Raw genomic sequence first — 26,007 nt, forward strand, 5'->3', positions numbered from 1 at the left:
GGTCCGCGTGGCATCACGCCTTGAGCTGGCGCATGCCTTCGGCCAGCAGCCACAACGCCCGGTTCAGGCGCAGGTTCTGGTCGATGCCTTGCACCGGACGGGTGCGCTGATTGCGGCCGTTGGCCGTGCGTCCGTTCAGGCCCCCTTTGACTAGGTTCTCCTGGACGCGGTTGAAGACGGCCCACAGGTCGTTCTTGCGGTCGTCCCATCGCCGAGGGGCCAGCAGTTGGCTCTCGGTGACAGGCGTGGACTTGGCCGGATCGTCGTACTTGAGTGCGAGCGCAGAGTTCGCAAAGACCTCCGCTTCGCCCTCATCGAGGGTGATGGTGCGCATCGCATCGCGCGCGTTCTGCACGCGCTCGAAACCTTCGAGGACTCCGTAGGCACCTTCGATCACCTGGCTGGCCACGTCGCCCTTGTGGGGAACGCGGATGTCTGCGGTGGTGTCACCGCAAACCAGGCCGTTGTGGCAGACGAACCGGAACATGCCGGCGAGCATCTGATAGCTGCTCGTGCCGTCATGGCTGTTGAGCAGGATGATCTCGTTCGCCTCGTCGCCGTTGATCTGGCTTGCATGGCGAAGTCGGATGAGGTGCTTCGTGTACTCGCGCCGGTCTTCGTTGCGCACGCGCGTCTGACACACCATGAAGGGCTCGAAGCCCTCCTGGCGCAGCTTGGTCAGCACGGTCGAGGTCGGTATGTAGGCATACCGATCGGACCGGCTCCCATGTGGAGCGTCGGCGAAGATCGACGGAACGACGGCACGAATGCGGTCGTCCGAGAGTGGGCGATCAGAGCGCAGGATCGGGGATTGCGGAGCAAAGCGGGATACCAGAGACATGGCTGATCTCCTTTGAGAAATTCGACAACCGCGTGGCCGTGAGACCACGCGGAACTCGGGGGATGAAATGCGCAAGCACGCGTCCTGGGGACGCGGCGTACGTGGGGAGGAAAAGCGACAAGGCCCCGTGAGAGGCCGTGCCGGATCAGAACGAAGCAGCCAATGCCGGCTCCTGCTCCTGGACTTGCGCCTCGGGCTCGCGCTCGGCGGGCTCGGTGGCCGTGTCGATGGCATCGTCGGCTTCGGACGCGGATGCGTCTTCGGCCGGCGGCGCCTCGGCTTGCGCCTGGCTCGTCGGATAGACCTGGGTGCCGTCGATCTTGATGAGACCGATGTGGACCAGCGTCGATTCCAGGCTGGCGGCCGGTTCCCCGGCGTGCTCACCCTTGGTGCGGATGTACGGATCGATCTTCATGTCGTTCAGACGGAAGGCGATCAGCACCTTGCGGTCACCCTCGATGGCCTGAACGCACCGGCGAACCAGGTGCTCGGCTTCCGGGGTGGCGACGATGGTGTCGAAGTACCGATACTCCGGTTCATCGACAGGCCCGGCCAGTGCCGCGACGGTGCAAGAGAGGAACGAGTCGCCAGCTTTTGGGGTGACGTCCTTCACACGATTGAGATAGCCGATGCCGCGGGTGATCAACTCGTGCTGCTCGATCGAAGCCAGTTCGGCCCGGTCGATCAGTTCGGCCTTGAGCAGTCGCGCCTTGAGGGACGCGGCGGCCTGACCCTTCTGCTCACCCTTGTCGCGGATGTACACATCGCCCCACAGGTCACCGAGGCGAAAGCGCACCAGCGGGCGCTGCTTGGGATCGTCAACGCCGATGTAGCGCTGAACGAGCTTCTTGGCCTCGGCACCCGAGACCTTGACGTCGAAGTAGCGGTAGCTGGGGTCCCGGGCGGGGCCGACCAGCGCGGCGATGGTGCATGCCAGGAAAGGCTGCGCACGGCGGCCGCCCCGGACGGGCACTTCACGGACACGCTGGATGTAGCCGATGCCCGAGGTGTGGAGGTCGAAATACGATTTCTCGTTGGACGTGGTGTTCATGGTGAATCTCCATTGGGATGAAGCGGAGACACACCGGCCCACGCATGCGGGGAAGGTGCGTGACCCCGCGGTGGGTTGATAAGGCGAAAGCATCCGCCACCAGAGGCTGGTGGCCGCTCGCGGAAGGATGCGGTGCGAGCTGGCTCGGTCACGCAGTGGGAACTGCGCCGCAACCTCGAAGACCGATGGTTGCCTGGCATGTCGCTGACGACGTCAGCAGGCATGGGGCCAGCATGGCGGGGCCTCGCGCGCGCGGCAGCAATCAATCGGCACCCGGGCGCTTCCCTTTGTCCGCGCCACCCGGCGCCTGTCACAGGCACTTGGCGCCGCGCAGGTGCTCGGGGGTATCGGCGCGCGGACGGCCGGGACGGCTCCAGGCGCCGCCACCGCGCGCGCCGATCAGCCGCCAGCCGGCGGCGCGCAGGCTGGCGCCACCTTCGTCGGGCATGGTGTAGGTGAGCAGGCGTATGTAGCCCAGCGCCCTTGCCGCCTGCCAGGCCGCGCCGTAGAGCTTGCTGCAGGCGCTGGGTGTGCCGTCGGTGCACAGCCGCGTGACTTCCAGCGTCCAGGTGCCGCGCGACCGGGCGGCCGACAATGGCCACGCCGTGGATCAGGTCGCTGTCGCTCAGCGTGACGGCCAGGGCGAACTTCGCGCCCTGGACCGGGCGGTGGTGGCGATGGTGCGACAGAACGAATGCATTGGCCGTGCGCAGCGACACCGGTAGGAGGTGCAGCCTCGGCGAGGTCGATGGCGTGTTCATGCGGTTGTCTCCGGTGGCATGCCGGCGTTGTGGCCGGCGGGGCGTGCCTCGGCGGCTGGAGACAAACGCGCACGCGCGGCGATGGCGGCGGTGCGAACAAAAGAAGGCCCCCGATGCGGGGGCTGCGAGGCGGTTGCCGCGTCAGGCGGGAGGCACCACTGCTAAGGACAGGTGCGTGGCGGTGGCGGAAAGCACGAGATCGTCCGCCGAGTGCTGGAGGCGCGTGAACAGGCCGTCCTTCGGGTCGAAATACTCCGCGAAGTCATCGCCGCCCAGCTCGCGGCCGGCGAGGTGCCACCAGTCATCGAACGGGTCGGTGTCCGGGTTGCATCCGACGGCGTAGGCGAGCAGTGCCTGGCGCCCATCCGGGCGACGCTCCCCACGCTCGGCGAGGAAGTACACGCCCTGATCCTTGACCAGGACAATGCGGCACTGATTGGGGACGTCTCAGAAAACGGAAAAAATCGTACGCTAAGCCGGTTGCAGCGGTCGTAGCGGCCTGAACTTGCCCGCGCCGATCTTGGCGCTGCTGCGCCAGAGGTAATCGCCGGTCAGGTTGATGTGCTCCCAGCCCAGCGGCGACAGGTACTGCAACAGGGCGTCATCGACAGTCTGGCCGTGACCGCGTAAGGCGTTTGAGGCCCGTTCCAGATAGACCGTGTTCCACAACACTATGGCCGCCGTCACCAGGTTGAGGCCGCTGGCCCGGTAGCGCTGCTGCTCGAAACTGCGGTCGCGGATTTCGCCCAGCCGGTTGAAGAACACGGCGCGGGCTAGCGCGTTGCGGGCTTCGCCCTTGTTCAGTCCGGCATGCACGCGGCGGCGCAGCTCGACGCTTTGCAGCCAGTCCAGGATGAACAGCGTTCGCTCGATGCGGCCCAGCTCGCGCAGCGCCACGGCCAGGCCGTTCTGGCGCGGGTAGCTGCCGAGTTTCCTGAGCATCAGCGAGGCCGTCACCGTGCCCTGCTTGATCGAGGTGGCCAGCCGCACCTTGGCGTTGATCGCCTTGCCGGACGCCTGGAACTGCTGCTGATGCTTGTGCTTGGCAGCGTTGAACAGCTTGCCCAGGATGCGGTCGTGCAGGTCGATGATTTCGTCGGTGACGGTGGCCATGCCCTCGATGGCGAGCGCACCAGGGTCGCGTAGCGGCGCTGTGCCTCGAACTTGGCCAGATCGGCGGGCGTCATCTGGCCGCCTTCGCGGGCGATCTTGAGCAGGCGGTTCTGGTGCACCGACCGCTCGATGCCGGAAGGCAGGTCGAGCGCCTGCCAGGCTTTGAGGCGCTCGATGTGTTCGAGTATGTGGCGCGAGTTCGGCTTGACGGGCGACTGGCGCAGCCAGGCCAGCCAGGTCGTCTTGCCGTTGTCGTGGCGCTTGAGCAGATCGTCGAGGCGGTGCCGGTGGGTGGCCGACAGGGGATCGGACAAGGCCGCGTAGATGCGGCGGTTGGCGCGGCTGTAGGCGTTCATCGAACACCTCCCTTTTCCTCATCCGGCGCAACAGGACAGTTGCTTCACGTCCTTGTTGAAGGTCTGCGCCGCGAGCTTCAGTCCCTCGACCATGGTCAGGTAGGGGAACAACTGGTCGGCCAGCTCCTGCACGGTCATCCGGTGGCGGATCGCCAGCGCGGCCGTCTGGATCAGTTCGCCCGCTTCCGGCGCGACCGCCTGTACGCCGATCAGCCGCCCTGAGCCAGCTTCCGCCACCAGCTTGATGAAGCCGCGCGTGTCGAAGTTGGCGAGCGCCCTCGGCACGTTGTCGAGCGTCAGCAGCCGGCTGTCGGTCTCGATGCCGTCGTGGTGCGCTTCCGCCTCGCTGTAGCCCACGGTCGCCACCTGCGGATCGGTGAACACCACCGCCGGCATCGCCGTCAGGTCCAGCGCCGCGTCGCCGCCGGTCATGTTGATCGCGGCGCGCGTGCCGGCCGCCGCCGCCACATAGACGAACTGCGGCTGGTCGGTGCAGTCGCCGGCAGCAAAGATGTGCGGTGCGCTCGTGCGCATGGCGCGGTCGATGACGATGGCTCCCTGCGCATTGACTTCGACGCCTGCCGCTTCAAGGTTCAGGCTGCGCGTGTTCGGCGCGCGACCGGTGGCGACCAGCAGCTTGTCGGCGCGCACTTCCCCCTGCCCGGTGGTGAGCACGAATTCCCCGCCCGCATAGGCAACGTGGCTCGCCTGGGTGTGGTCCAGCACCTCGATGCCCTCGGCGCGGAAGGCGTCTGTTACGGCTTCCCCGATGGCCGGGTCTTCTCGGAAGAACAGCGTGCTGCGCGCCAGGATCGTGACCTGGCTGCCCAGCCGGGCGAAGGCTTGCGCCAACTCGACCGCCACCACGGAGGAACCAATCACGGCCAGCCGCTCGGGGAGCGAGCTGCTTTCCAGCGCCTCGGTGGAGGTCCAGTGGGGTGTGTCCGCAAGGCCCGGGATTGGCGGAAGCGCCGGGCTCGCGCCGGTGGCAATCAGGCAGCGGTCGAAGTTCACCTCGTGCGTGCCGCCGTCAGCGGTCGCCACGGTCAGCGTGCGCGTGTCCCTGAACCGGGCCTCGCCGCGCAGCACGGTGATGGCCGGAGTGCTTGCCAGGATGCCTTCGTACTTGGCATGGCGCAGCTCCTCGACGCGGCCTTGTTGCTGGGCCAGCAGCCGCTCGCGCAGTACAGCGGGCGCTGCGGCCGGCAGGCCAGCATCGAACGGGCTTTCGCGGCGCAGGTGGACGATGTGCGCGGCGCGGATCATGATCTTGGACGGCACGCAGCCGACATTGACGCAGGTGCCGCCGATGGTGCCGCGCTCGATCAGCGTGACGCGGGCGCCTTGCTCCACGGCCTTCAAGGCAGCCGCCATCGCCGCGCCGCCGCTGCCTATCACAGCCACGTGCAGCGCTTGTTCACCGCCAACATGCTTCGTTTCGCCACCGAGCCAGCCCAGCGCCTTGTCTAGCAGGCCGGCAGGCTTGTTCGGCGTGTCGGTAAGCCGTGCGCGATAGCCGAGCGTGGCCACTGCGGCAACCAGCGGGGCCACGCTCACGCCTGCATCCGCCTCGATTTCGGCCTGCCGCTGCGGATAGGACACCGAGGCCGCGCGCACGCCGGGCACGTTCGTCAAAGCCTGCTGGACGTGCTCGGCGCACGACGTGCAGGTCATGCCTTCGATGTGGAGGGTGATCGCCTCGGCCATGATTACGCCCTCACTGCTTGACGCTGGACGGGTAACCCGCGTTTGCGGTGGCCTTGGTCAAGGCGTCGGCATTGGTCTTGGCCTCGTCGAAGGTGACGACGGCCTCCCGCTTCTCGAAGCTGACTTCGGCCTTCTCGACGCCGGCGACCTTGGACAGAGCCGTCTTGACCGTGATCGGGCACGCGGCGCAGGTCATGCCGGGCACCGACAGGGTGACGGTCTTGGTGGCAGCCCAGGCGGGCGCGCTTAGAGCGGCGGCCAGGGCGATGAGGGTGGTGAGGGTGGTGAGTTTCTTCATGGTGATCTCCTTTCAGTAGAACAGCGGCAGGACGTAGGGAAACGCGAGGGCAACCAGAACCAGGGCGGCCACGATCCAGAAGATCACCTTGTAGGCAGTCCGCACTTGGGGCACGGCGCAAACGTCGCCGGGCTTGCAGGCATGGGCTGGTCGGAAGATGCTGCGCCAGGCGAAGAACAGCGCGATGAGCGCTGCGCCGATGAAGATCGGCCGATACGGCTCCAGCACGGTCAGGTTGCCGATCCACGCGCCAGAGAAGCCGAGCGCGACCAGGACAAGGGGGCCGAGGCAGCAGGCCGAGGCGAGGACGGCCGCGACGCCGCCGGTCGCCAGTGCGCCGCGGCCGTTCTTGGGTTCCGACATAAGGTTCTCCTTCCGGGACTTCGCTTGATGCTGTAACGTTACTTCCGTAGTCAACTACGGAGTCAAGCGCCATGGAGAACGCTCAAGAGAATCTGACCATCGGGGCCTTCGCCAAGGCAGCCCGGGTCAACGTGGAGACGATCCGCTTCTATCAGCTCAAGGGCTTGCTACCCCAGCCGGAGCGGCCCTACGGTCGCATCCGCCGCTACGGGCAGGCGGACGTGGCGCGGGTGAAGTTCGTGAAGTCAGCCCAGCGCCTGGGATTCAGCCTGGATGAAGTCGGCCAGCTCCTGAAACTGGAGGACGGCACCCATTGCAGCGAGGCGGCCGAACTGGCTGCTCACCGGCTGGCCGATGTGCGCGCACGCATGGCGGACCTCACGCGGATGGAAGAGGCCCTGTCGACGCTAGTGAGAGAGTGCAACGCGCACCATGGCAATGTTTCCTGCCCGTTGATCGCAGCTTTGCATTGCTGCTAAAGGGCCCACTTCGGCTCTTAGCGTACGATTTTTTTCCGTTTTCTGAGACGACCCCTGATTGGCGATGGCTTCGGTCAGCACGGGGCGCAGGTCAGCGCCTTTGAATCGCAGTGACATGGATGAAATCTCCTGTGTGGAAGAATGAGAAAGGCCTCCATCCGATGGGATGAAGGGCCTGTAGTGCACGCGGCCGGAACGGCTGGAACGCCGTGGCGGATGCCTCGGGTCAGCCGCAGGACCGCCCGGTTTCGCTGCGGGGCGTCATGCCGGGACGGCCTGGCGCTTGCGGGCCGCTTTCGCGTCGAGGATGCTCACGTCGATCTGGCGCCAGCGCCCGTCGTCGATGAGCCTCTCCAGCACTTCGCCGAGCATGTCGAAATACACCTCGTCGTGCCGATCGACCAGTTCGACCGATTCACCGTTCTGACGGTGCAGTTCCACCACGTAGGTGTCTCCGCCGCGGTCGTAGAGGATCGTCACCCGGCCCTCGAACTTCGCGGTCGAGACCGTGAAGCTGATCGCCGGCGGGGTCTCGATGATCTTGGAGGGCGTGGGATCGACCCAGGTGAAGTCGCGGGCACCGGCATCCACCAGCATGTGGGTGATGCGCCGGAAGCGATCGGGGGCCGGCATCTCCTCCAACTGCTCGATGAGCTGGCCCAACTCCATGCACTGCGGCGTGGGAATGGGCAGCTTGGCCGGCGCCGAGCCGAGGATGTGCCTCGTGATGGTGTACGGCGTGCCGTCCGAAGTCTCCTCGGTGATGACCTCCGGCGTGTCCGCGCGCAGTCCGTCGAAGCGACGACGGGCATAGGGTTGGACATGCACCTTGGCGCCTTCGGCAGGAACCGTGGTCACCAGGCTGGGATCGAGCACCGCGAACTCGGAAGGCTTGAGCTTGACGACGATGGCATCGTCGGTCGCGGCGACCACCTTGCCGTCGAAGGGTTGGGGGTCGATGGCGAAGCCCAGCGTTGAGGACAGCGGCTGATCATCGAACACGCGGTACTTGAACGACCGCACGTTGCGGGGCACATGGCCTGCGACCAGCGAAGGCATCATGGATTTGATGAGGGAACGATCCATGGGGAAACTCCTTGAGGAAAAACAAGGGATTCCCCGCCCGCAAGGGAGAGGTCCCTTGTGGGTGGCGTGGATGGACGCGGTAGGTCCGTAGGAAGAAACGACCAGCACGGTTTCCCGCGCTTGCAGCCTCGAAGGTCTCGACTGCCTGGGCATGTGCCGGCAACGCCGACGAACATGGGGCAAGCATGGCCCTGGGGCGGTCTGCCTGCCCGCAGGAAACGGCACCGCACCACAACCGTTTTCCTGTGCTGCGGGCAAGAAAAAGCCCCTCGAAAGGGGCTGGAGGAATCAGGCTTGGTACACGAAGTAGTGCTCGCGCTGACGCGGAAAGAACACGTGTTTCCACGTGTCGCCGCTTGTGTTGCCACCGTCGAAGACGACCATTTCGTAGTCGTCCACGTCGGTGTCCACCAGGTCGGCGCTGGCGATATGGCGCATGTGCAGCGTGCCGCTCATGCGCTCGAATACCAGGATCTGGCCGATGGCATCTTCCTGGCTCATGGCGTTGACGCAGGCTCCGAGTTGGTGCTCGAAGTCGGATGCGGGTGTGATGAGGTCGGGGAACATGGGATCGCTCCTGTGAAAGTGCGCCGGCCCGGCTCTCTGGCGGGAGACCGGGCCGGCATGCGGTGAGGACAAGGAAGGCCGGGGATGTGTGTGGCAGCTATTCGCCGGCCAGCGATAGGCCCGGCAACACGGGTGCGTCGGCATCGAGGATGAGGATGCGCACGTCGGCCTGGCCGGCCAGTTCAAGGATCTGTGCCAGCTCGTCCGGCATGCCCTTGCTGCGGTGCTCCTGCCGAAGCTGCTCGGCGGCGATCCCCTCGACGTCCTGCAGGTGCTGGTCCGTCCAGGGCGTGGAGATCAGCTTGACGCCGATCGCCGGGCTGTAGGGAATCCGGAACGCGATGAACAAAAAGGCCTCCGGCGTCGCGAGGTCAGCCAGGTTGGCCAGGTACTGGCCGGTTTCGCGGCTGATGTGCGCGCTGCTGATTTCCCAGCACCGGCTGTAGTAGCCGGTCTCGAAGCTCAACCGCTGCACGACTTCCCGTGCGGCCTCGGCCGAATAGGTGTCGCCAATGTGGACGGGGCGGCCGTCGAAGTCGTCGCCGTGGATCGCGTACACCACGGCACCCACCATGCCTTCGCCGCTGCCCCCTTCAGCCGCGTCGCATTCGGCGATCAGTGCGGCGCCGACAGGTTCGGTGCCAGTCCTGACCACCGCGAAGTCGCTGGTGATGATGCAAGGAGAAGAAACCAGCGCCGCGTCGCAGAGGTGCTGCTGGCTCGGGTGGATGTTTCGCCAGACATGCGGGCTTCCGTCCTCGTAGCTGATGGACAGCGTGCGGACGATTTTCAGATTCCAGTAGCCGCGTAGAAAGGGATTGGGATTCTGGGACATGGGATTTCTCCAACAGAATAATGATGGAGCAAATCCCCGCCACCGGGAATTGACCCCGGTGGGTGGAAAGAAAGGAAACAGCGTCAGGTGACGCTGATCGTTGGCGTTTGGGCCAATCGCTCGGCGACGCGCCGGCGCAAATTCATGCGGAATGGCTCGTCGCTGACGCCCGCCAGCAGATTGATGGTCTCCAGCGCGATCAGGGCCGAAGCCTCTTCGATGTCGGCGGCCACAATGGTCTTGCGCAATTGGTCGCCGAGCTGGAGGGCCTGGGAGGAGGAGCTGATGAAGCGGACCTCGCGGCTCAGGTAGCAGCCGTTGCCGCCGAACTCGAACAGCCGCGGCTTGCTGCAGTACCAGCAGCCCTCGAACTGGATGGCGGTCAGGTGGTGCCCGTCATCGAACCGGGTGGCGATCAGAAACAATGCGTCGAGATCGGCGGTGTCCTCGAACGAATGACGGTCGATCAAGTTCCCCAGCTCTTCGTCCTCATCGGCACGGAAGTGCACGGCGAGCAGTTCGAGCAGCGGCGGGATCGACAGCCCTTCGTCGTCCGGCATCGGAATACCGAGTTGCGTGGCCAGGTCTTCCAGGCCATCGAGCACGTCCGGCCATTGCGGATTGGTGGTCTCGGCGATCTGGGCGATGTAGGCCTGCCCGTTGCCGGGGTGGCTCTCGTCCAGCGCGAAGGCGCCGAACAGCGCCTGGATGACGGGCGTCACACGGTCGAGCACGAGAACGCCGGTGGCTTCGTAGTAGTTGTTGGCCATGAAGGCTCCTTTCGATGAATGAACGGAGCCAGCCCTTGCGGACGATGGCATCCGCAGGGGAAACCGCCTGATGCCGGATGGCGCTGGGCGGGGAGAAAACGCGAGGGACATGGCCTCGAACGAGGCGCATGTCCCTCATGGGGTCCCGTGAACGCAGTGATGAAGGTGTGCCAGGGACCGGCTCACCAACCGCTGTAGTTCAGCAGCAGGTCGGCGATCACCTGGCGACGTGGCAGATCGAGGCCGTCGAAGTCCGACAACCCGTTGAAGTGGCAGCGCTTGAGCATGGCACCGCCCTCGCGCGCGTTGTAGAAGCTGACCATCGCGGACAGGAACATGCGTTCCCCGCTGCTCAGGACGCCGAGGGCGTCGTTGAGCCGCAGCATGTCGGGACGCAGATCCCACTTGCTCTTGGCCTGGTTCAGACCTTCACGGGTGCCATCGCCAAACCATTGCGGGCCGGCGATTTCGACACCACGCTTCCAGGCCTCAAAAAAGGCTTGGGGCGCAGCGCTGAAATGCCGTTCTTCCCGAACGATCTGATCGACGACTTCCTGCGGCAGTAGCTGGTTCATGACGTGATTCCTCCAGTTGGATCAGGGAATGGCGAGCTGGGACCAGCCGCCTCTTTCGAGGGCACGTTGAGCCGCAGCATGGCTGCGGAAGTACTCACGAGATTCCCGCGAAACGGGACCTTCGGTATCGCGCGTGCCGATGTAGTGGCCGGCGGCGCTGTGCAGGACTTCGAGCGGCAGGAACTTGCCGCAGTAGGTCAAGGCCAATTGACCGAATCGGCCGAAAGAGGCTTGCTGGGACATGGATGGGCTCCTTGGAAAAGCGGGGCCCTGTCCCTCACGGGATGGCAGCTCCCGCACGCGGTTGAAAAAAAAGCATCAGCGTCTTGGGAACGCGCGTCCGCGCAATGGATGCGATGCGGACTGGTGGGTTGCGCGGAGAGAACCCCGCGGCAGCCTGAAACCCTGGCTGCTGGCATGTGCTGACGAATCAGCGGACATGCGGACAGCTTCGTGAGGGTGCCGCGCCACGTCAGTTGGAAATCGGCATCTGGTCCAGCCCCGATTGATGTGCGCAGGACAAAGAAAAGCCCCGCAACGAGTGCGGGGCGGTCATGACGGTGCGGTGAGGCTGGATCAGCGGGGCTTGTCACCCAGGACATGCTGCTTCCAGATGGCGAATGCCTCGTCCGCTGGCAGCTCGGCCAGGATGATGATGGGCTGGTCCTGTCGGCTGCGCAGCTTTGCGAAATACGCCGCGCGGTCGGCAATGGCCTTGAGCTTGATGCCCTTGAGGAACAGCAGCCGGCCGTCCTTGATGAACAGCACCTTGTTGCCGATGTCGCGGTTGAACGCGGTGCGCAGCTTGCGCTCCGCATGCATGGCATCGGCCAACTGGTCCACGAGGAAGTCGAGCGTCATGTCGATGAGAAGCGGCTCGTCGTCCTCGCGTTCGACGTCGAGCGATGCCGGCGGCAGGCTCTTGGCGAATTCCTCGGCCTGGGCCAGCAGCGCGGCCTGGCCTTGCAGCGGGCGCACGAACGTCGAGCCGCCGTGTCCGTCATTGCGGGCTTCGGCGATGGGCCTGCCGTCGAACATGACGGTGGCGGTGAAGCACAGCGTTTCCTCGCTCGCGAAATCCGCGACCTTGAGGTTCTTGAGCGTGATGCGGTCTTGTCGGGTGATGGTGTCCATAGGAAGTCCTGTTATCGACCGGGTTGACGACACGCCCCTGACGGGACGCGGCATACATCCCGTGGGTTGGAGGAAGGTGGCATCGATGCCCGGTGGGCAGCGTTCGCCGGAGAGATGCCGGGGCGAACTGGCGGGTGGCGTGGGAGGAACCCACGGCAGCCTTGACACCCTGGCTGCTGGCTGTTGCCGATGCGTCGGCAATGCAGGAGGGAGGATCACGCGGCCCGCCGGCCGCGTCGTGCATCAATCCGAAGCGCTCGATCCCGTCTTGTGCGGGCACTGCAACAGCCGCTGGCCCAGCCACGCGACACACGGCACGGCCATGGAGTTGCCGATCGCCTTGTAGCGGGGCGCGTCGGCGGCGGGCTTGCCGCGGTACGGCACCAGCGTGTAGTCGTCGGGCATGCCTTGCAGCCGCTCGCACTCCACAGGCATCAGCCGACGTACCCGCCACTGCGACCAGTCGCCCGGGCCGGGGTCGTTCCAGTCGTAGCGGAAATGTGCCTCGAAGTCCGGTGCCAGCACATGGTGCTTGTCGGCACCGCCGCTGCTGGTGCGCAGCGCGGTCGAGACGCCATCGCCCAGTTCAGCGGCCAGGCCTTCGGTGCGACCGCGCAGCGCCACGCCGATCACCATCGGCCGGCCCTGGCCCGGCTTGCCGCCACCCGTGGAGAGCGTCCCGGCAAGCTGGCCGTGGCCGGATTCCAGCCGCAGCTCGCCGCGCGAGTTCTGCGCGAACGCGATGGCCGGCACGACGCCGGCATTCGCGTGGCTGAGGCGATGCCCGCCCGCGCGCAGCGTCGGTGCCCAGGCCATCGTTGCATCGGCTCCGCAGCCCTGGGCGGTGAAGGCGATGATCGGCACACCCTTGCCGGTGCCGTCCTCGCTGCAGCCCTTGCCGCCGTTGGCGGTGCTGAGCGTGTGGCTGATGCTGCCCGCGATGGACTGCGCCACGAAGGTCTCGACCTCGAAGTCGTTCTTCGGGCCAGGTGCCGCGGTCAGGCAGGCCGCGACGTCAATGGGGCCTGCGGTGTTGCCCCCGCCGAATCCGAACGTCACCGTGGCCTTGCCGTAGGGCTGCTTCAGTCCTGCATATCCCGAGTACCCGCCTGCTGCCGCAGCGCCCGATCCAGCAGCGCCGGCAGCGTCTTGCCACGGCACGAAGCCCGGCGAAGAATCCCCGCGCACGCCGTCGCGCTCAAAAAGTACCTCGGCGGGATCGACGCCACCTCCACCACTTGCCACAAGAAACACGCGACGGCGCCGTTGGGCGACGCCGAAATATTGAGCATCGAGCACGCGCCAGGCGATGCGGCGCCGGGGTCCAGACACACAACCTGCGTGCGCCCATTTTTGCCCTGGCGGTTCGAGCGCACGGCTTTCTCCAGCCAGTGCTCCCAGGAAGTGCCCGAAGGCGTTGCTGCGGTCGCTGAGGACGCCGGGGACGTTTTCCCAGACGAGCGTTGCCGCCGGGCGGCGGTCTTGGTGGCGGGTTTGGTCGATGGCATTTGCAAGCTCCACATAGGCAAGGGTCAAGGCACCACGTGGGTCGTTCAGCCCCTGGCGCGCGCCGGCCACGCTGAACGACTGGCACGGCGTGCCGCCGACCAGGATGTCGGGCGCTGGCACGGTGCCGGCGCGGACCTGGCGGGCGATCGCGGTCATGTCGCCCAGGTTAGGCACGCGGGGGTAACGGTGGGCGAGCACGGCGCTCGGGAACGGCTCGATCTCGGCGAACCACGCGGCTTCGAGGTCGAGCGGTTGCCAGGCGAGGCTCACGGCCTCGATGCCGCTGCAGACGCTGCCGTAGAGCAGCGGCGTGTTGCGCGGCGGTGCGCAAAGATTCGGGTGCATGTCGGTCTCCTGTTCGTATGGCGCAGGGCCATCGCCCTGGCCGGGGCGTTGAAAGGCAGGAGAAAGGCGCCGAAGGCCCCAGGGGCCTTCGGCTCGGGAGGAAAGAAGAACCACCCGTGGGCTGATTGGCAGGCCCGGTCGTCGCTAGAACCGTCTGCTCATCAAGCAATCACACCCGGCCCATGTCGTGGCTGGGGCCGGCATCGTCTGGCGCACATCCGCGCACAAAGGGAGCCCGTTTTTGCGCCGGCGGGCACCGGCACCGAATACCGCTGACCGCGAAGGGTCTCCGGATGGCTCGCACAGGCAAGCCATCGGGGGACCCTTCGCAGCGGCGGAAGGAATGCAGACGAGGAGAACGCGCGGGGTGCGGTTCGCGGAGAAGCCACCTTCAGGTCCCGCGGCCGGGGACGGCCGGACGGGACGCGCACACGGAGCAAGAAGGCGTTGCGCGCTGGGGCGTCCCGCAGGGCATGCGGGACACGGGCCACGCCGCCGATGGCGGGCATGGCTCACGGGGAACGGGGGCGGTCAGGCGCCTTTGCAGCCACCGCCACTGGTACGGCGTGGACGCGAGGCACCACGCCTGGACGTGCCGGTTGCCACCGGCAGCGTGCCTTTGCAGGCGGGGTAGCGACTGCACGACCAGAACGGGCCGCTCTTGCCGGTGCGCTGGCGCGTGGGTGCGCCGCACTGCGGACAAGCCGGTCCTTGGGGAACCTTGATGGACAGGGACGTGCTGCCGTACTGCGCGATCAACTGCGAAATCCATGCAGCCTGCTTGCCGATGAACACATCCAGGGTGAGTTGTCCGGCCTCGATCATGTCCAGCGCCTGTTCCCAGACGGCGGTGGTGCCGGGGTCGGCAATCGCCGCGGGCACGGCGTCTATCAGCGTGAGCGCCGCATCCGATGCGCGGATGGAGCGTCCCTTCTTCACGATGTAGCCGCGGGCGATCAGCCCGCTGATGATGTTGGCCCGCGTCGCCTCGGTGCCGATGCCCGTCGTGTCCTTGAGCTTCTGCTTCAGGCGCGGGTCGGTCACGAAACGCGCAACGCCCTTCATCGCCTTGACCAGTTCGCCCTGGGTATAGGGCTTGGGCGGCATCGTCTTGAGGGCCTTGATGTCGGCCCCGGCGACCTGACATGCCATCCCGTCGCGCAATGCGGGCAGCACCTGGCTGCGCGGGGCATCGCCGTCCTCGTCGGCGCTGCCTTCACGTTCTGGCTCGGCCAGCACCAGGCGCCAGCCCTTGACGACGACCTGCTTGCCCGTGGCCACCAGCTTCTGCTGGCCGCAGGAGAGGTCCGCCACGGTGCGGTCGAACTCGTGGTGCGGGAGGAACTGGGCCAGGTAATGCGCCCGGATCAGCCGGTACACCGCCTGCTCCTTCTCGCTCATGGCGGAGAGGTTCGCGGGTTCGAGCGTCGGGATGATGCCGTGGTGCGCCGTCACCTTGCTGTCGTTCCAGGCGCGCGAGCGCTGGGTGCGGTCGAGCTGGCCCATGATCGGGGCCAGCGTGGGATCGGTCTTTAGCAGGCTGTCCAGGACCGTGGGCACCTCGGCGAACATGCTTTCGGGGAGGTAGCCCGAATCCGAGCGCGGGTACGTCGTGGCCTTGTGCGTCTCGTACAGGGCCTGGGCAATTTCCAGTGTCTCCTGCACGTCCAGCCCAAGCTGCTTGGAACAGACTTCCTGCAAGGTGCCCAGGTCGAACAGCAGCGGCGGGCCTTCGCGCACGCGCTCGGTTTCGACCGACACCACCTGGGCACTGCCCGCGGCGCGGATCTGCTGCGCGGCCTGCTGTGCGATGGGCTGCTGCAGGCAGCGGCCGGCGTCGTCGGCGCTGGCATCGGGTGCCACCCACTGCGCGGTGAACGTCTGACCGCCTGCGGACAAGGACACGTCGATGGCCCAGTACGGCACGGACACGAAGGCCGCGATCTCTCGGTCACGGTCCACCACGAGTTTGAGCGTCGGGGTCTGTACACGCCCGACCGACAGCACGCCGTCGTAGCCGGCTTGCCGCCCGAGCACGGTGAACAGCCGGCTGAGGTTCATGCCCACAAGCCAGTCGGCGCGCGAGCGCGCCAGCGCCGAGTAATACATCGGCAGTGTCTCGGCCGAGGGCCGCAGCTTGGCGAGCGCGGTGCGGATGGACGCATCGTTGAGCGCCGACAGCCACAGGCGTTCGATGGGACCGCGGTAGCCGCACAGGTCGATGATCTCGCGGGCGATCAGCTCGCCCTCGCGGTCGGCGTCGGTGGCAATGACAAGGTGGGTCGCCTTCGCCAGAAGCGCCTTGACGACCTTGAACTGCGTGGCGGTCTTCGGCTTGACCTCGACCCGCCACTGCTGGGGAATGATGGGCAACTGCTCCAGCGACCAGCGCTTGAGCGCCGCGTCATAGACCTCGGGTGCTGCTGCTTCGACGAGATGGCCGATGCACCAGGTGACCGTGACGCCGGAGCCATTGAGGCAGCCTTCACCGCGCTGGGTGGCGCCGAGAATCCGGCCGATGTCTTTGCCCTGGGAGGGCTTCTCGCACAGAAACAGCCGCATGTCCGTCCATCCGCTTCCCGTTGTTCATGGAGTTGCCGGGATCGAGGATGCCGAGCGCCTGCGGAAGCAGCAGCAAACAAGCCGCATGCGGTGGCGACCGCTTTCACGAGATGGGATGGCTGCGGCGGGGATGGCGTGCAGCCGGTGGTGTGCTGGCCGGGAGCCGCGATGTTCGGGAGCGCGTGGAAGCCGGTGGACGTCGGTGGAGCTATCCCCAGGGGATAGCTCGCGAGGACATGGGGGGCGGCGAAGAGCCGCGGCCGCCCCCATGCTGGGTCACTTCCTGCTCTTGGTCTCCTTCGGCGCAGCCGGTTCCTGGGCGGGCTGGGGCTTGGGCTGCGCGTCCTGCGCGGTCTCCTGCGGTTTGGGGCTGAGGACGACGGACTCGATGCGGAACGGCAGGATGCCGACGCTGCGCGCGTTGATCTGCCAGGTCTCGCGCGGCTGCTCCTCGTTGTCGGTCCAGGGTTCGCGCTCCATGCGGCCGACGACCAGCACGCGCATGCCCTTCTGGTAGAGGTCCTTCCAATGCGCGGCGTCGCGGTGCCAGATTTCCACCGGCGCCCAGAAGCCGCCGCGATCCTCATAGTCGCCGCCCTTGGTGGGAACGGGGTTGTCGAAATAGACGTTCAGCCGCAGCAAGCGCCGCGGTTCGTCGTTGCCGTTGGGGAACTCCCGGTACTCGGGGGGCGAGCCGATGTTGCCTTCGCCGGAAAAATGCGTGCTCATGGTGTGATCTCCGTGGTGGTTGAAATACCCGCGCCTCACTGCCGCCGGGCGCGTGCTGGGGTGCCCGACGCGATCACCGATCGCGCACTGCGGGGGGTATGGACGCGAGCCGGCGCAGGTAGGCGTCTTCCGCCTCGGCGGCCTTGCTGGCGCACTCCTGGGCCTGCCTGCCCAGGGTGTGCAACAGGCTGATCTGCATGTTCAGCGTGATGCGCTGCAGCTCGATCGCGTGCAGGTCGGCCAGCAGGTTGACCGGCGTGCTGGTGCTCGCCATCAGCTCCTGCCACAGGGCCACGCCCATGGCCGAGCGGTCGTGCCTGCGCCAGCGCAGGAACGTCGTTCCCGCGCCAGTGGTCTGCTGGGCCAGTTCCACGGGCAGCAGGTGGAAGGGATGCCCACTGGCCTGTTGCAGCACTTGTCGCTGCGCCAGGCCGATCAACTCGTCGCGCATGGCGAAGCACTGGCTGGCCCAGGCCTCCAAGTCCCCTTTACCTTTAAAAGGCTTTAAAAGGCCTTTTAGAGAGGCCGCGTGCTCCAGGCGCATGAAGGCTCCCTGTTGCAGGCCCCGGAAGTAGCGGGTCGGCTGGTACAGATCGCTCATGCGGATTCGTCCTCGCCGGCAGTGGCTGCGCCTTCGGACGGGTCGGCAGCAGCGGCCGCATCACCATCGGCGCTGGTAGCGGCTGCGGCAGGACTCTCACCGCGCTGTTGTAGACCACGGCGCACGATGGGTGGCGCAAACTTCGAGCGGTGCGTGCCTTCGAGGACGTCCTGCGGCAACTCGCCGAACTTCTCCAGCGCGGCCCGCGCTGCGGCATTCTTCGCCGCGAAGTCGTCGCGCGTGCAGCCCGAGTAGCGGTACTGCTGGGCCAGCGAGAACAGGCTGCGCAGCGCGTGCGCGCCCTCGTTGAGCCAGCGCTCCAAAGTGCTGCGGTCGATCAGCGCGGTGTGGTGGGCGAGGATCAGCTTGCGCGCGATGTCGTCGTAGTCGGCCAGGAGATAGACGGCGGCAAAGCCCAACTGCGCATTGACGAACAGCGGCAGCTTGACGGGCTGCACGTTGAGATTCTCGCCCAGGGTCAACGCGGCGGGCACGCCGGCCAGGGCCTGGTCCACCTGTTCGCGCAGCGTCTGCAGCGTGGTCTTGGTCTGGTCGAGCTTGTCTTCAATGCGCAGCATCCACCAGTCGCTGTACGGGTCGTCCTGCTCCGAGCCGCGCTTCATCTTGTTCATGACGGCGATGTAGCCGTTCAGGCCGACGATGCCAGGTCGCCCCTCAGCGGCGGCGCGGCCATGCCAGATGCGCGAGGCGTGGTGGGTGTGCAGCGTCAGCGACATCGCGCTGCGCAGGGAGCCGAGGTTGAGTTGCAATGGTTCGTTGCTGGTTGCCATGGTGATCGCTCGCTGGTGGACAGGGAGCCGCCAGCATCCGCATGCGGCGGAAGGCAGTCAGTCAACAAACCGAAATGAGCCGGCCCCGGTTCTGTGCGCGCTGGCGGTGCAGCGCGCAACGGTCCCCTGGGGACCGCTCCGCAGATAGGCACTCACGTCGGCGTTCCCGTCCTCGGTTGTTGACGGTATGCGTGCTGCACCGCACGTCGCGCTGCCGTTCGACACGATCCTTCGCCGCGCAGCCGTCCCCAGGGGACCGTTCCGTTGAGCGCCATGGAGGTCTGCTTCATGGCCTTGCCAAGGCGCTTTGCCCAGGTTTCGCGCAGCGGGTCGCGCCGTCGCCCGGCGCTTCACCGCACAGCCGTCCCCTGGGGACCGTTCTGTTGACCGCCATAGACGTCTACTTCACGGCTTTGCCAAGCCCTGCGCTCAGGTCTTGCGCAGCAGGTCGCGCAGGCGCTCGATGTGCTGCCGGGCCACCTCGGGCGGCACGACGTTGCGCGGCGGCTCGGATGGTGGCGCTCGCGCCGCCGATGGTGTTGGCGGTGCCGGGCTGGTCTGCTTGGCCCACGCATTGAACTCGCCGCGCATGGCGCGCTGGATGATGCCGAACAGATATCCGGCGGGGTTGCGGATGCCATGCTTGCCGCACCGTGCGGCCCATTCGTCCAGCACGGCCTGCCGCAGGGCAGCGTCCACCTGCTGCAACGCCATCCTGGCTCCGGCCTGCTGTTCCGCCTTCAGTTCCGCGAAGCGCTTGGGCCATTGCAGGTCGCCCAGCGCACGCGCCTGCGCGGTAGTACGTACTTCATCAATACGACTACTACGTACTGTACGGTCCTGCTTCGGATTCCGAAGAGCGCCGTCTGGCGCGGGTTTCGGCCCTGCTTCGGATTCCGAAGAGGGGCGTTCGCCATTCCGAAGAAGGCTCGCGGGCCCTTCTTCGGAATCGTGGATCGCATCCTCCTGTGGATAACTTTCGGTGGCGGTGATGCCCTGGTCGGCCAGGCGCTCGGCGAGCACTTGCAGCCGCGACGGCAAGGTGCGTCCGGACAACATCGGGTCGTCCGCGATCTCCTGGAGGGTGTTGAGTCCCACCACCTGAACGGCCTTGGCCGAATGCCCCAGCGACTGGCTGACCAGGGCCAGGTAGTCGGCGTCGAGCTGCATCGCCTCGAACGGTGTCAGGGGTTCGTCGTGCAGGACGTAGAGGTTGCCGAGGATGCGGCCGGTCTTGGCGTCGCGCCGTCGTCGCACGAGGCTCAGCCAGCGCGTCAGGCGCAGCAGCGTCAGCGCCCGCGCGACGGTCTCGTGGGAGGCTTGTCCCGCGCAGGGCATGGACGCCAGCCAGGGGCGCAACTGCTCATAGGTCGGGAACGCCGTGACGCCGTCGTCGTTGAGCATCAGCCGGAACACCTGCCAGGCGTTGCGCTCCAGCGGTGTCAGGCGGCGGTCGAGGAACAGCCGCCGCGGCACGCTCTCGTGCCGATTGCCACTGAACAGGAAGGCGTCGCCGGACGCGGCAGGCGTGGGCACTGCCATGGGCGCTGGCGCGCTGGGATTTGGCTTGGGCGTGAGGTCCTTCAGCGCAGCGTCGAACAGGTCGGCGAGTGCGATGGGGCCTTGACGCGGGGCTCGTGGGGCGGTGTCGTCCACGGCCATGGCCTAGCCCAATCCCTGATCGACCCAGTTCCTGATCGCGGCCCAGACCACCGAGAGCGGCAATGACATGCCCTCGGCCAGGTCCATGGCCGCATCGAGAATCGAGGTCTCGTCCTCCAGATCGACGTTCCTGCTGCTGGTCACGGCTTTCCATTGCCGCCACAGTTCGGTGTCCTGGGTCTCGTCCAGGACGGGGTGGCGCCCCTTGCGCTTGGGCAGGCCGAGGATCTCCCGCCGCAGGGCGACTTCCTGATGGGTCAGGCCATAGAAGCGGCTGACCATCTCCGTGCTGGCCCCCAGCCGCAGCATGCGATCGACCGTGGCGATTTCCTTCTCCACGTCCTGTGCCTGGTTGAGCAGGCGCTGCAGCACTTCGCGGTTGACCGTGACCGAGCACCACGAGACGCTGGCGTTGGCCAGCACGCTGATCAGCGCGGGGTGCTTGAGCGCATCCAGCTCGGCCTCGCCGAAGCCCATGGCCTTGCAGCGGCGCAGTTGGCCGTTGCGAAGGTCATACAGCGCCTGGGCAATCACGGCCTGGTTGAGCGGATGCGATGTGGACATGCGGCCTCCCTCGCTCACGTCCCGGGCGCCGTGGTGCCGGCTTCCAGGTCCAGCAGACGCCGGGCGAGGCGCAGCAGCCGAAAGAGCTTGACCAACGCCGTGTCGCTCAAGCGCCTTGCGCCGCTGCCATGGCCTTGGCTCTGGCCGTGCAACAGGGTCGGCAGGTCGGCGGCGAGCTGCGCGCCGTCCAGGCCCGCTTCGGCGACGGGCTGACCCGTCAGGGAAGCGAGCAGCGTCAGCACCGCGCGGCCGAGCGGCGACGGGGCTTGGCCGCGGGCGCGGCACGCAAACCCGATGCCATCGGCGCGATCCTCGATGCACTCGTCCAGGCCTGCCTCCCCGGCGATCTCGCGCGCGAACTGCGCGATGTGGATGCGCAGCCGATCGGGCGTGTCCAGGCCGGCGTCGATGTACCAGACGTCGGAGATCGGATAGAGTCCGCCGGCTTGCACCGGGATGGACTGCAGCACGCTCGCCGAGAAGTCGGGCGGCAGCGCATCGCCCAACTGGTCGGCGACCATGCGCTGGATCGACTGCAGCCGTTCGGTCGTCGGTGCCGGCGAGACGATGTGCTCGCGAAGCAGATCGCTCGGTGCAGCCGCCGGGCTTCCCGTGGCCGCTTCGCCAGCCGCCGTGTCGTCGTGGCGCAAGGTGGGCTCGGACACCGCTGGGCTGGCGGGTGGAGGACCGGCCGCCGCTGCAGGCGTGGCGATGGACGATGCTGCGCCCGGGGGAGTCGGCGTGCTGGCGGTGGGCGAAGGCAACGCCGGCGGCGCCGCAGGTGGCGTCGGGTCGCTGACCAGCGCCCGGTGGCGGCTTTCCGATTCGGTCAGGTCCAGCGCCAACACGTCGTAGCCGACGCCCAGCAGCTCGGACATCTGGCCGATCAGCTCGTCCTGCACGCGCTGCGGCGCGAACTCGTCGCCCTGCGTGTCGAACTGCGCCAGCACCTCCTGAAAGAAGCTGTCAAATTCCAGCGGCAGCGTGCGGTCCTTGGCATAGTGCTCCCAGGTGCGTTTGCAGGCCGTGCGCATGACCGACAGCCGCTCGACCTGGTGGCGCCCCAGGCCGCCATAGAGCACAGTGGGAATGGCGGGCAGCAGGTAGCGCACCGCGTCGGCCATGCGGGTGATGTGTGACCGCTGGACGGGGAAGCCATCGGCCGCCAGGCGACGGGCCAGTTCCGACTGGCTCAGGGCGGCGCTGCTCTCCTGCTCGTAGAACTCTCGTGCCTTCTCGACGCCGAGCGCGCGCTCGATGAATGTGAGGCCGCCGCGCAGTTCGTTCTCCGCAAGATGCCCGGTTAGCGCGACGATTTCACCGCGCTGGGGCCATGGCCGGAACAGGCACGATATGCGGAAGAAGCGTTCTTCCTTGGTCTCCGACCAGAGTTCGCGCAGGATCGCCAGTCGCGTGTTGCCGCCGTTGCGGATGATGTAGTGGTCCTCGCCGGGCCGGCGCGTGATGGCCGGCGCCGCGTCCAGGCCGCGCTCGCGGATGGACGCCTTGATTTCCTCGTAAGCCGGGTTGCGCTTCATGCGCGGGTCATGGTCGTAGGGCCGCAACTGGTCCAGCGTCACGACCATGGGCGTGTCCGCGATCGGGTCGCTCAAGGCCGTAGCCGCTGGGCCGCTGCGCTCGAAGCCGGCCGCGAGCAGCTTGCCGGCCATGTCCTGCGAGGTCATGTCAGCCATGGCCGCACCCCTCGCAGTCCCCACGACCGCCGGCCGGCGCCATGCGGGCCTCTCGCTCGGCGCGGCGGATCTGCGCACGGGCGTTCAATTCGGCCCGGTGGTCACTCGCTGTCGAACTCGTGTAGATCGCCGCGCAGCCGGCCTTGGTGAACTTGAGGTGCCCGCCCGGCGTGCGCTTGACGTGCCAACCCTCACCGACCGCGAACTCGATCAGGGCGCGCAGCCGCTTGTGGCCGCGGGCCAGCTCATGTGCGTTCGCCATGGGGCCTCCCAGGATCAAGAGGTCGCTGCGGGCGGCCGGATACTTGAGCCAGTCGGTCCTGCCATTGCGGGAACAACTCGCTGGCGAGCGCGCGCATCGTGTCGAGCGCGGCAGGGGCGACTCTGCCGGGCGGCTGGCGGTGCTCGACCCGATGCACTGGCAGGCCGCGCGTTGCGGCGCGTGGATACGCTTCTATGGCCGGCACGTCGGTGGCGAGCACGCGGATGCCGGCGCTGTCCTGGAACAGGTCGCGCAGGGCCTGCTGGATCAGCCGTGCGTTGGCGGACACCGGGTGGACGCGGTTGATGAGCAAGTGCAGCGGCGGCGGTTCGATACCCAGGTGCCGGTACGGCGCAATGTCTTCGAGCAACTGCATGGTGCCGCGCCGCAGCTCGCGTGCCGCGAGGATTTCCGGCGTGACGGGCGACAGCGCGAGATCGGAGGCGAGCACCGCCATCTCCAGCAGCACGGAACGCGCGCCCTGGGTGTCGATCAGCACCAGGTCGTAGAGGGGAGCAAGTGCTGGCAGCAGATGCCGCAACCGCAGGCGGCCATCCGGCGCATGCAGCAACAACGTGTTCAGCTCGCCCCGGTGGTCGTTGGACAGCACCAGGTCCAGGCCCGCGATGATCGTGCGGGACACGAGCTGGCCAAGGTCGCGCTCGTTGAAGGCCAACAGCTCATAGATGCCGCCCGGCGCGCGCTGGGTCAGTTCGTAGTAGGAGGACAAGGTGGGCTGCACGTCGAGATCGAGCAGCAGCACGCGCAGGCCCGCGTCCGCGGCGAGCCCGCCCAGGTTGGCGGCCGTCGTGGTCTTGCCGACGCCGCCCTTCGTTGAAATGATGGACACGACCTGCATGGCGCTCTCCGGCTGGGAATGGGAAGTCCGCGGGAGGGCGGGTCAGGTCCGGTGGTTGAGGCGCTCGGCGATCCACTGGTCGATTTCGATCGAATCCCAGCCGACAGCGCGCACGCCCAGGCGCAGCGCCTGAGGGAACTGGCGCTTCTTCATCAGGTTGTAGATGTGGGCGCGTTTGAAGCCGGACTTCGCTTCGACTTCATCGAGCCGCAGGATGCGGCGCTCGTTCGGCGGGAGTACAGGGGTCTGCGACATGGCGGTCACTCCTGAACGCTCGGTGGCGTTTGTTGGCGTGACCTCTATTCAATAGACCTGGCTGCGGAAAGACATTGCAAATGCAATCTCCGCGATTGCACATACAAGCTGGATAACCTCATGCGCTTGCGCTACGGACGTACCTCTTAGCGTTGGCGAACTTTCCGTTTAAGGTGCGCTCAGTGATGCCCATGGTGCCGCCGTAGTGGGCGACCAATGCAGAGACAAGGGCCTCCTGCGTTTTGAAGCTGGAATAGGGCACGCCTGAAGGCGACTGGCTCAGCATCAGCGTCAACATCCCTCCAATGATGTTGAGATAGGTCGTTTCCGCCCGTTCGCTGATCTCGCATTGCTTGGATGCCAACAGCACCGAGGATTGCTTGAGTAGCGTGTCGTGCTGCTCCTGCAGTTCTCGCATCTCACGTCGGGCTTGTTCAAGCGCGGCCTGAAGGGCCAGCCGCTCCACGAGGATCGCCTGTCCTGTTTCCATGGTGATGAAAGGATGCGCCATGCGTTCGCCACGGCTGAACAGAAATCCTGGCCTGTGCTCGGGATAGTGGGTGCGCATCCAGCGTTTTAGATCGACATGGCGAACAGTCAGATCCAGAGAATTGAGCAGCTTCGGATCATTGAGCGTGATCCCGTTCTTGCCGTAGGGCAGCTCTCCGTTGAGGATGCCGTCATAGATACGTTCCGAGTGCAGCCGGCACTCATTCCATCGAGGGCAGTTTAGCGACCGAGGCAGGACACGCGGTGACGCGATCGTGGCCAGGATCATCGGGAGATACCGCAGCAACCCAGCCCATCGGATGGCCGCCTCGATGGGACGATAGAACACCTTTGATGTTGAAATGTCCTTGTGCATGTCTTCGTCTCCTTTCGGGTGCGCTACATCACCGGCTCCTTTCTTGCCCAAGGGCTGTTGTGTCGTTATGGCCTGCGACGGACGCTTGAGGCGATGCCATAAGCGAAGGCTGAGGAGGCCATTGGCGTCCGCCGCAGGTGGCCTTGTCTTGCTTGATATGCAAGAATCGATCAGTTGCCGGCCCATCGAGCGATGAGGACGCAAGCTCGATATTGGCGCTCACGGTACCAGCGTCATAGGTGGCGCAAAGCCCATCAAGACCGATTTGGTATAGTCTGATATCCAGACGGTTCAAGACCCGCGAGTTGAAGCGTTCGACGCCCCCAACGTCCAGTTGGGGACTGGAAATCAGCGGTTAGTGATGCATCGCTCCACATGCTGATATATCGACAAAGTATCTGCCGCAGTACCAGTGACCCTGCCAAGTTGCCCCAGCACATAGGAGACGGAGATGGCTGAACATTCCCATGAACATCAACATCACACATCCGGTCAGATGGGTAAGCACGGCCGACCATACGCCAAGTTCTGGGTGAACATGGTGTTGGGCCTCGTCGTCATGTACTTCGTAATGTTCAGCATGATCGACGGCGCCAGGGACTTCAGAAACAATCTCAACATGCTCTACATGGCGGTCACTATGTGGGCGCCAATGGGTATCTTCATGCTAGCGACAATGCCCGGCATGTTTCCAAACCGGCGGCTCAATCTCGTGCTGTACGGCTTGTTTGCCGTTCTCACACTCGGTTCTTTTGCCGCTACCCGTGCTCAAACCGGAATCGGCGATCGACAGTTCATCGCGTCTATGGTCCCGCACCATTCGGGAGCGATCCTCATGTGCCGCGAGGCGCAGCTCTCAGATCCGGAACTCGTCAACCTATGCCAAGCGATTTCCGATGGCCAGCGCGCGGAGATCGAGCAGATGAACCGGATTGCTGCACGCCTTCGTTGAGGCTGGCTGCCACTACACTGGCGCCGCGTTGCGCTCCGGCGAAGTTAGCCGCAGCGATGTAAAGATGAGTACTTGCGGTGTTCCGATGCCGGCGGTCGTGTCCTACAGCCGTCCAGGTGCCAGGCAGTCCACGCGACACCACCCCGCGCTGCCTGCGGAGCGAGCGCAAGTCATGATCGTCGCAAGTTGGAGTTCGATAGCGAACCCGCTCAGCAGCTGGACGCATCAGGCGTAACGACGGGTGGATGGATCATCCTTGGACGCTGGTGGAAGTGGTTGGATGAACTTTGTTGCCGAGGGCGAAAAACAAGGCTATAATTGAGTTCTTCACTGATCACCACAGTGAAGAAAGTGATTGGGAAACAGAGACTTAGCGCTCTAGTGCATGACTCGTTTCCCGCTCCATATTTAACGAAAACGC

28 protein-coding genes and 2 pseudogenes are annotated in these 26,007 nt (G+C 66.0%); 2 read left to right on the plus strand and 28 right to left on the minus strand.

What is annotated here, in order from left to right; genetic code table 11:
* Positions 1 to 13: 13 nt before the first annotated feature.
* The 9 genes and pseudogenes from V8689_RS09650 to merT all read right to left on the minus strand — a co-directional run bounded on the left by V8689_RS09650 (position 14) and on the right by merT (position 6,490).
* On the minus strand, positions 14 to 841 hold the full coding sequence (locus V8689_RS09650) for a DUF932 domain-containing protein (RefSeq protein WP_013391792.1): 828 nt from the start codon (positions 839 to 841) through the stop codon (positions 14 to 16).
* A 145-nt stretch (positions 842 to 986) separates the two neighbouring features.
* On the minus strand, positions 987 to 1,892 hold the full coding sequence (locus tag V8689_RS09655) for a DUF3577 domain-containing protein (protein ID WP_003098919.1): 906 nt from the start codon (positions 1,890 to 1,892) through the stop codon (positions 987 to 989).
* A gap of 310 nt (positions 1,893 to 2,202) precedes the next feature.
* A pseudogene (locus tag V8689_RS09660) lies at positions 2,203 to 2,653 on the minus strand (XF1762 family protein).
* A 141-nt stretch (positions 2,654 to 2,794) separates the two neighbouring features.
* Positions 2,795 to 3,079: a DUF3085 domain-containing protein gene (locus V8689_RS09665; protein WP_031629745.1), complete on the minus strand. Its 285-nt coding sequence runs from the start codon at positions 3,077 to 3,079 to the stop codon at positions 2,795 to 2,797.
* A 45-nt stretch (positions 3,080 to 3,124) separates the two neighbouring features.
* Positions 3,125 to 3,643, minus strand: a pseudogene (locus tag V8689_RS09670) (Tn3 family transposase); the annotation flags it as partial.
* Complete coding sequence (locus V8689_RS09675; protein ID WP_003098931.1) at positions 3,607 to 4,122, minus strand: Tn3 family transposase; 516 nt, start codon at positions 4,120 to 4,122, stop codon at positions 3,607 to 3,609. The pseudogene V8689_RS09670 and the gene V8689_RS09675, both read right to left, overlap by 37 nt.
* A gap of 18 nt (positions 4,123 to 4,140) precedes the next feature.
* On the minus strand, positions 4,141 to 5,829 hold the full coding sequence (merA, locus tag V8689_RS09680; protein ID WP_003098932.1) for a mercury(II) reductase: 1,689 nt from the start codon (positions 5,827 to 5,829) through the stop codon (positions 4,141 to 4,143).
* Between the two features lie 10 nt (positions 5,830 to 5,839).
* The gene (gene merP / locus V8689_RS09685) at positions 5,840 to 6,127 is read right to left on the minus strand and encodes a mercury resistance system periplasmic binding protein MerP (protein WP_003116826.1); all 288 of its coding nucleotides are present in this window, start codon (positions 6,125 to 6,127) and stop codon (positions 5,840 to 5,842) included.
* Between the two features lie 12 nt (positions 6,128 to 6,139).
* Positions 6,140 to 6,490: a mercuric ion transporter MerT gene (merT, locus tag V8689_RS09690; RefSeq protein ID WP_011804695.1), complete on the minus strand. Its 351-nt coding sequence runs from the start codon at positions 6,488 to 6,490 to the stop codon at positions 6,140 to 6,142.
* 71 nt (positions 6,491 to 6,561) lie between these two features.
* On the opposite strand from merT, the gene merR reads away from it, so the two are divergent.
* The gene (merR, locus tag V8689_RS09695) at positions 6,562 to 6,969 is read left to right on the plus strand and encodes an Hg(II)-responsive transcriptional regulator (RefSeq protein WP_003098939.1); all 408 of its coding nucleotides are present in this window, start codon (positions 6,562 to 6,564) and stop codon (positions 6,967 to 6,969) included.
* 261 nt (positions 6,970 to 7,230) lie between these two features.
* On the opposite strand, the gene V8689_RS09700 is transcribed toward merR, so the two are convergent.
* The 19 genes from V8689_RS09700 to V8689_RS09790 all read right to left on the minus strand — a co-directional run bounded on the left by V8689_RS09700 (position 7,231) and on the right by V8689_RS09790 (position 24,634).
* Positions 7,231 to 8,055 (minus strand): hypothetical protein, encoded by an 825-nt coding sequence (locus tag V8689_RS09700; protein WP_003098941.1) that lies wholly within the window; start codon positions 8,053 to 8,055, stop codon positions 7,231 to 7,233.
* A 288-nt stretch (positions 8,056 to 8,343) separates the two neighbouring features.
* Positions 8,344 to 8,622 (minus strand): hypothetical protein, encoded by a 279-nt coding sequence (locus V8689_RS09705; protein WP_003116828.1) that lies wholly within the window; start codon positions 8,620 to 8,622, stop codon positions 8,344 to 8,346.
* Between the two features lie 97 nt (positions 8,623 to 8,719).
* Positions 8,720 to 9,457, minus strand: coding sequence for a hypothetical protein (locus V8689_RS09710; RefSeq protein ID WP_003116829.1), 738 nt, complete (start codon positions 9,455 to 9,457; stop codon positions 8,720 to 8,722).
* 83 nt (positions 9,458 to 9,540) lie between these two features.
* The gene (locus V8689_RS09715; protein ID WP_003116830.1) at positions 9,541 to 10,227 is read right to left on the minus strand and encodes a hypothetical protein; all 687 of its coding nucleotides are present in this window, start codon (positions 10,225 to 10,227) and stop codon (positions 9,541 to 9,543) included.
* 182 nt (positions 10,228 to 10,409) lie between these two features.
* Complete coding sequence (locus tag V8689_RS09720; RefSeq protein WP_003050375.1) at positions 10,410 to 10,802, minus strand: hypothetical protein; 393 nt, start codon at positions 10,800 to 10,802, stop codon at positions 10,410 to 10,412.
* A 21-nt stretch (positions 10,803 to 10,823) separates the two neighbouring features.
* Positions 10,824 to 11,045, minus strand: coding sequence for a hypothetical protein (locus V8689_RS09725; protein ID WP_003120032.1), 222 nt, complete (start codon positions 11,043 to 11,045; stop codon positions 10,824 to 10,826).
* 333 nt (positions 11,046 to 11,378) lie between these two features.
* Positions 11,379 to 11,936 carry a hypothetical protein gene (locus V8689_RS09730; protein WP_041652386.1) on the minus strand — a complete coding sequence of 186 codons (558 nt, stop codon included), beginning with the start codon at positions 11,934 to 11,936 and terminating at the stop codon, positions 11,379 to 11,381.
* A gap of 243 nt (positions 11,937 to 12,179) precedes the next feature.
* Positions 12,180 to 13,790 carry a DNA cytosine methyltransferase gene (locus tag V8689_RS09735; RefSeq protein ID WP_042178607.1) on the minus strand — a complete coding sequence of 537 codons (1,611 nt, stop codon included), beginning with the start codon at positions 13,788 to 13,790 and terminating at the stop codon, positions 12,180 to 12,182.
* 531 nt (positions 13,791 to 14,321) lie between these two features.
* On the minus strand, positions 14,322 to 16,352 hold the full coding sequence (locus V8689_RS09740) for a DNA topoisomerase III (RefSeq protein WP_013391789.1): 2,031 nt from the start codon (positions 16,350 to 16,352) through the stop codon (positions 14,322 to 14,324).
* A gap of 276 nt (positions 16,353 to 16,628) precedes the next feature.
* Positions 16,629 to 17,081 (minus strand): single-stranded DNA-binding protein, encoded by a 453-nt coding sequence (locus V8689_RS09745; protein WP_013391788.1) that lies wholly within the window; start codon positions 17,079 to 17,081, stop codon positions 16,629 to 16,631.
* A 73-nt stretch (positions 17,082 to 17,154) separates the two neighbouring features.
* Positions 17,155 to 17,682, minus strand: coding sequence for a DUF3158 family protein (locus V8689_RS09750; protein ID WP_023087321.1), 528 nt, complete (start codon positions 17,680 to 17,682; stop codon positions 17,155 to 17,157).
* Entirely contained in the window at positions 17,679 to 18,473 is a 795-nt protein-coding gene (locus V8689_RS09755; protein ID WP_023087322.1) for a PFL_4669 family integrating conjugative element protein, read from the minus strand. The genes V8689_RS09750 and V8689_RS09755 overlap by 4 nt, the downstream gene beginning before the upstream one ends.
* Positions 18,474 to 18,902: 429 nt before the next feature.
* Entirely contained in the window at positions 18,903 to 20,135 is a 1,233-nt protein-coding gene (locus tag V8689_RS09760) for an STY4528 family pathogenicity island replication protein (RefSeq protein WP_042178611.1), read from the minus strand.
* Between the two features lie 3 nt (positions 20,136 to 20,138).
* Entirely contained in the window at positions 20,139 to 20,699 is a 561-nt protein-coding gene (locus V8689_RS09765; RefSeq protein ID WP_003090097.1) for a DUF2857 domain-containing protein, read from the minus strand.
* A gap of 14 nt (positions 20,700 to 20,713) precedes the next feature.
* Positions 20,714 to 22,393 (minus strand): ParB family protein, encoded by a 1,680-nt coding sequence (locus V8689_RS09770; RefSeq protein ID WP_042178612.1) that lies wholly within the window; start codon positions 22,391 to 22,393, stop codon positions 20,714 to 20,716.
* A complete protein-coding gene (locus V8689_RS09775) occupies positions 22,386 to 22,655 on the minus strand; it encodes a hypothetical protein (RefSeq protein ID WP_003050422.1) in 270 nt (89 codons plus the stop codon). Before V8689_RS09775 ends, V8689_RS09770 begins: the two co-directional genes overlap by 8 nt.
* Complete coding sequence (locus tag V8689_RS09780) at positions 22,639 to 23,514, minus strand: ParA family protein (RefSeq protein ID WP_003090095.1); 876 nt, start codon at positions 23,512 to 23,514, stop codon at positions 22,639 to 22,641. The genes V8689_RS09775 and V8689_RS09780 overlap by 17 nt, the downstream gene beginning before the upstream one ends.
* A 42-nt stretch (positions 23,515 to 23,556) precedes the next feature.
* Positions 23,557 to 23,769: an AlpA family transcriptional regulator gene (locus tag V8689_RS09785; RefSeq protein ID WP_003090093.1), complete on the minus strand. Its 213-nt coding sequence runs from the start codon at positions 23,767 to 23,769 to the stop codon at positions 23,557 to 23,559.
* 118 nt (positions 23,770 to 23,887) lie between these two features.
* On the minus strand, positions 23,888 to 24,634 hold the full coding sequence (locus V8689_RS09790; RefSeq protein ID WP_003120040.1) for a hypothetical protein: 747 nt from the start codon (positions 24,632 to 24,634) through the stop codon (positions 23,888 to 23,890).
* Positions 24,635 to 25,085: 451 nt separating this feature from the next.
* Between V8689_RS09790 and V8689_RS09795 the strand changes: the two genes are divergently transcribed.
* Positions 25,086 to 25,586, plus strand: coding sequence for a DUF305 domain-containing protein (locus V8689_RS09795; RefSeq protein ID WP_003098996.1), 501 nt, complete (start codon positions 25,086 to 25,088; stop codon positions 25,584 to 25,586).
* The last annotated feature ends 421 nt before the right edge of the window (positions 25,587 to 26,007 follow it).

Origin of the sequence: Pseudomonas sp. AK181 (assembly GCF_051122975.1) — a bacterium.
GTDB classification, from domain to species: Bacteria; Pseudomonadota; Gammaproteobacteria; order Pseudomonadales; family Pseudomonadaceae; genus Aquipseudomonas; species Aquipseudomonas lactis.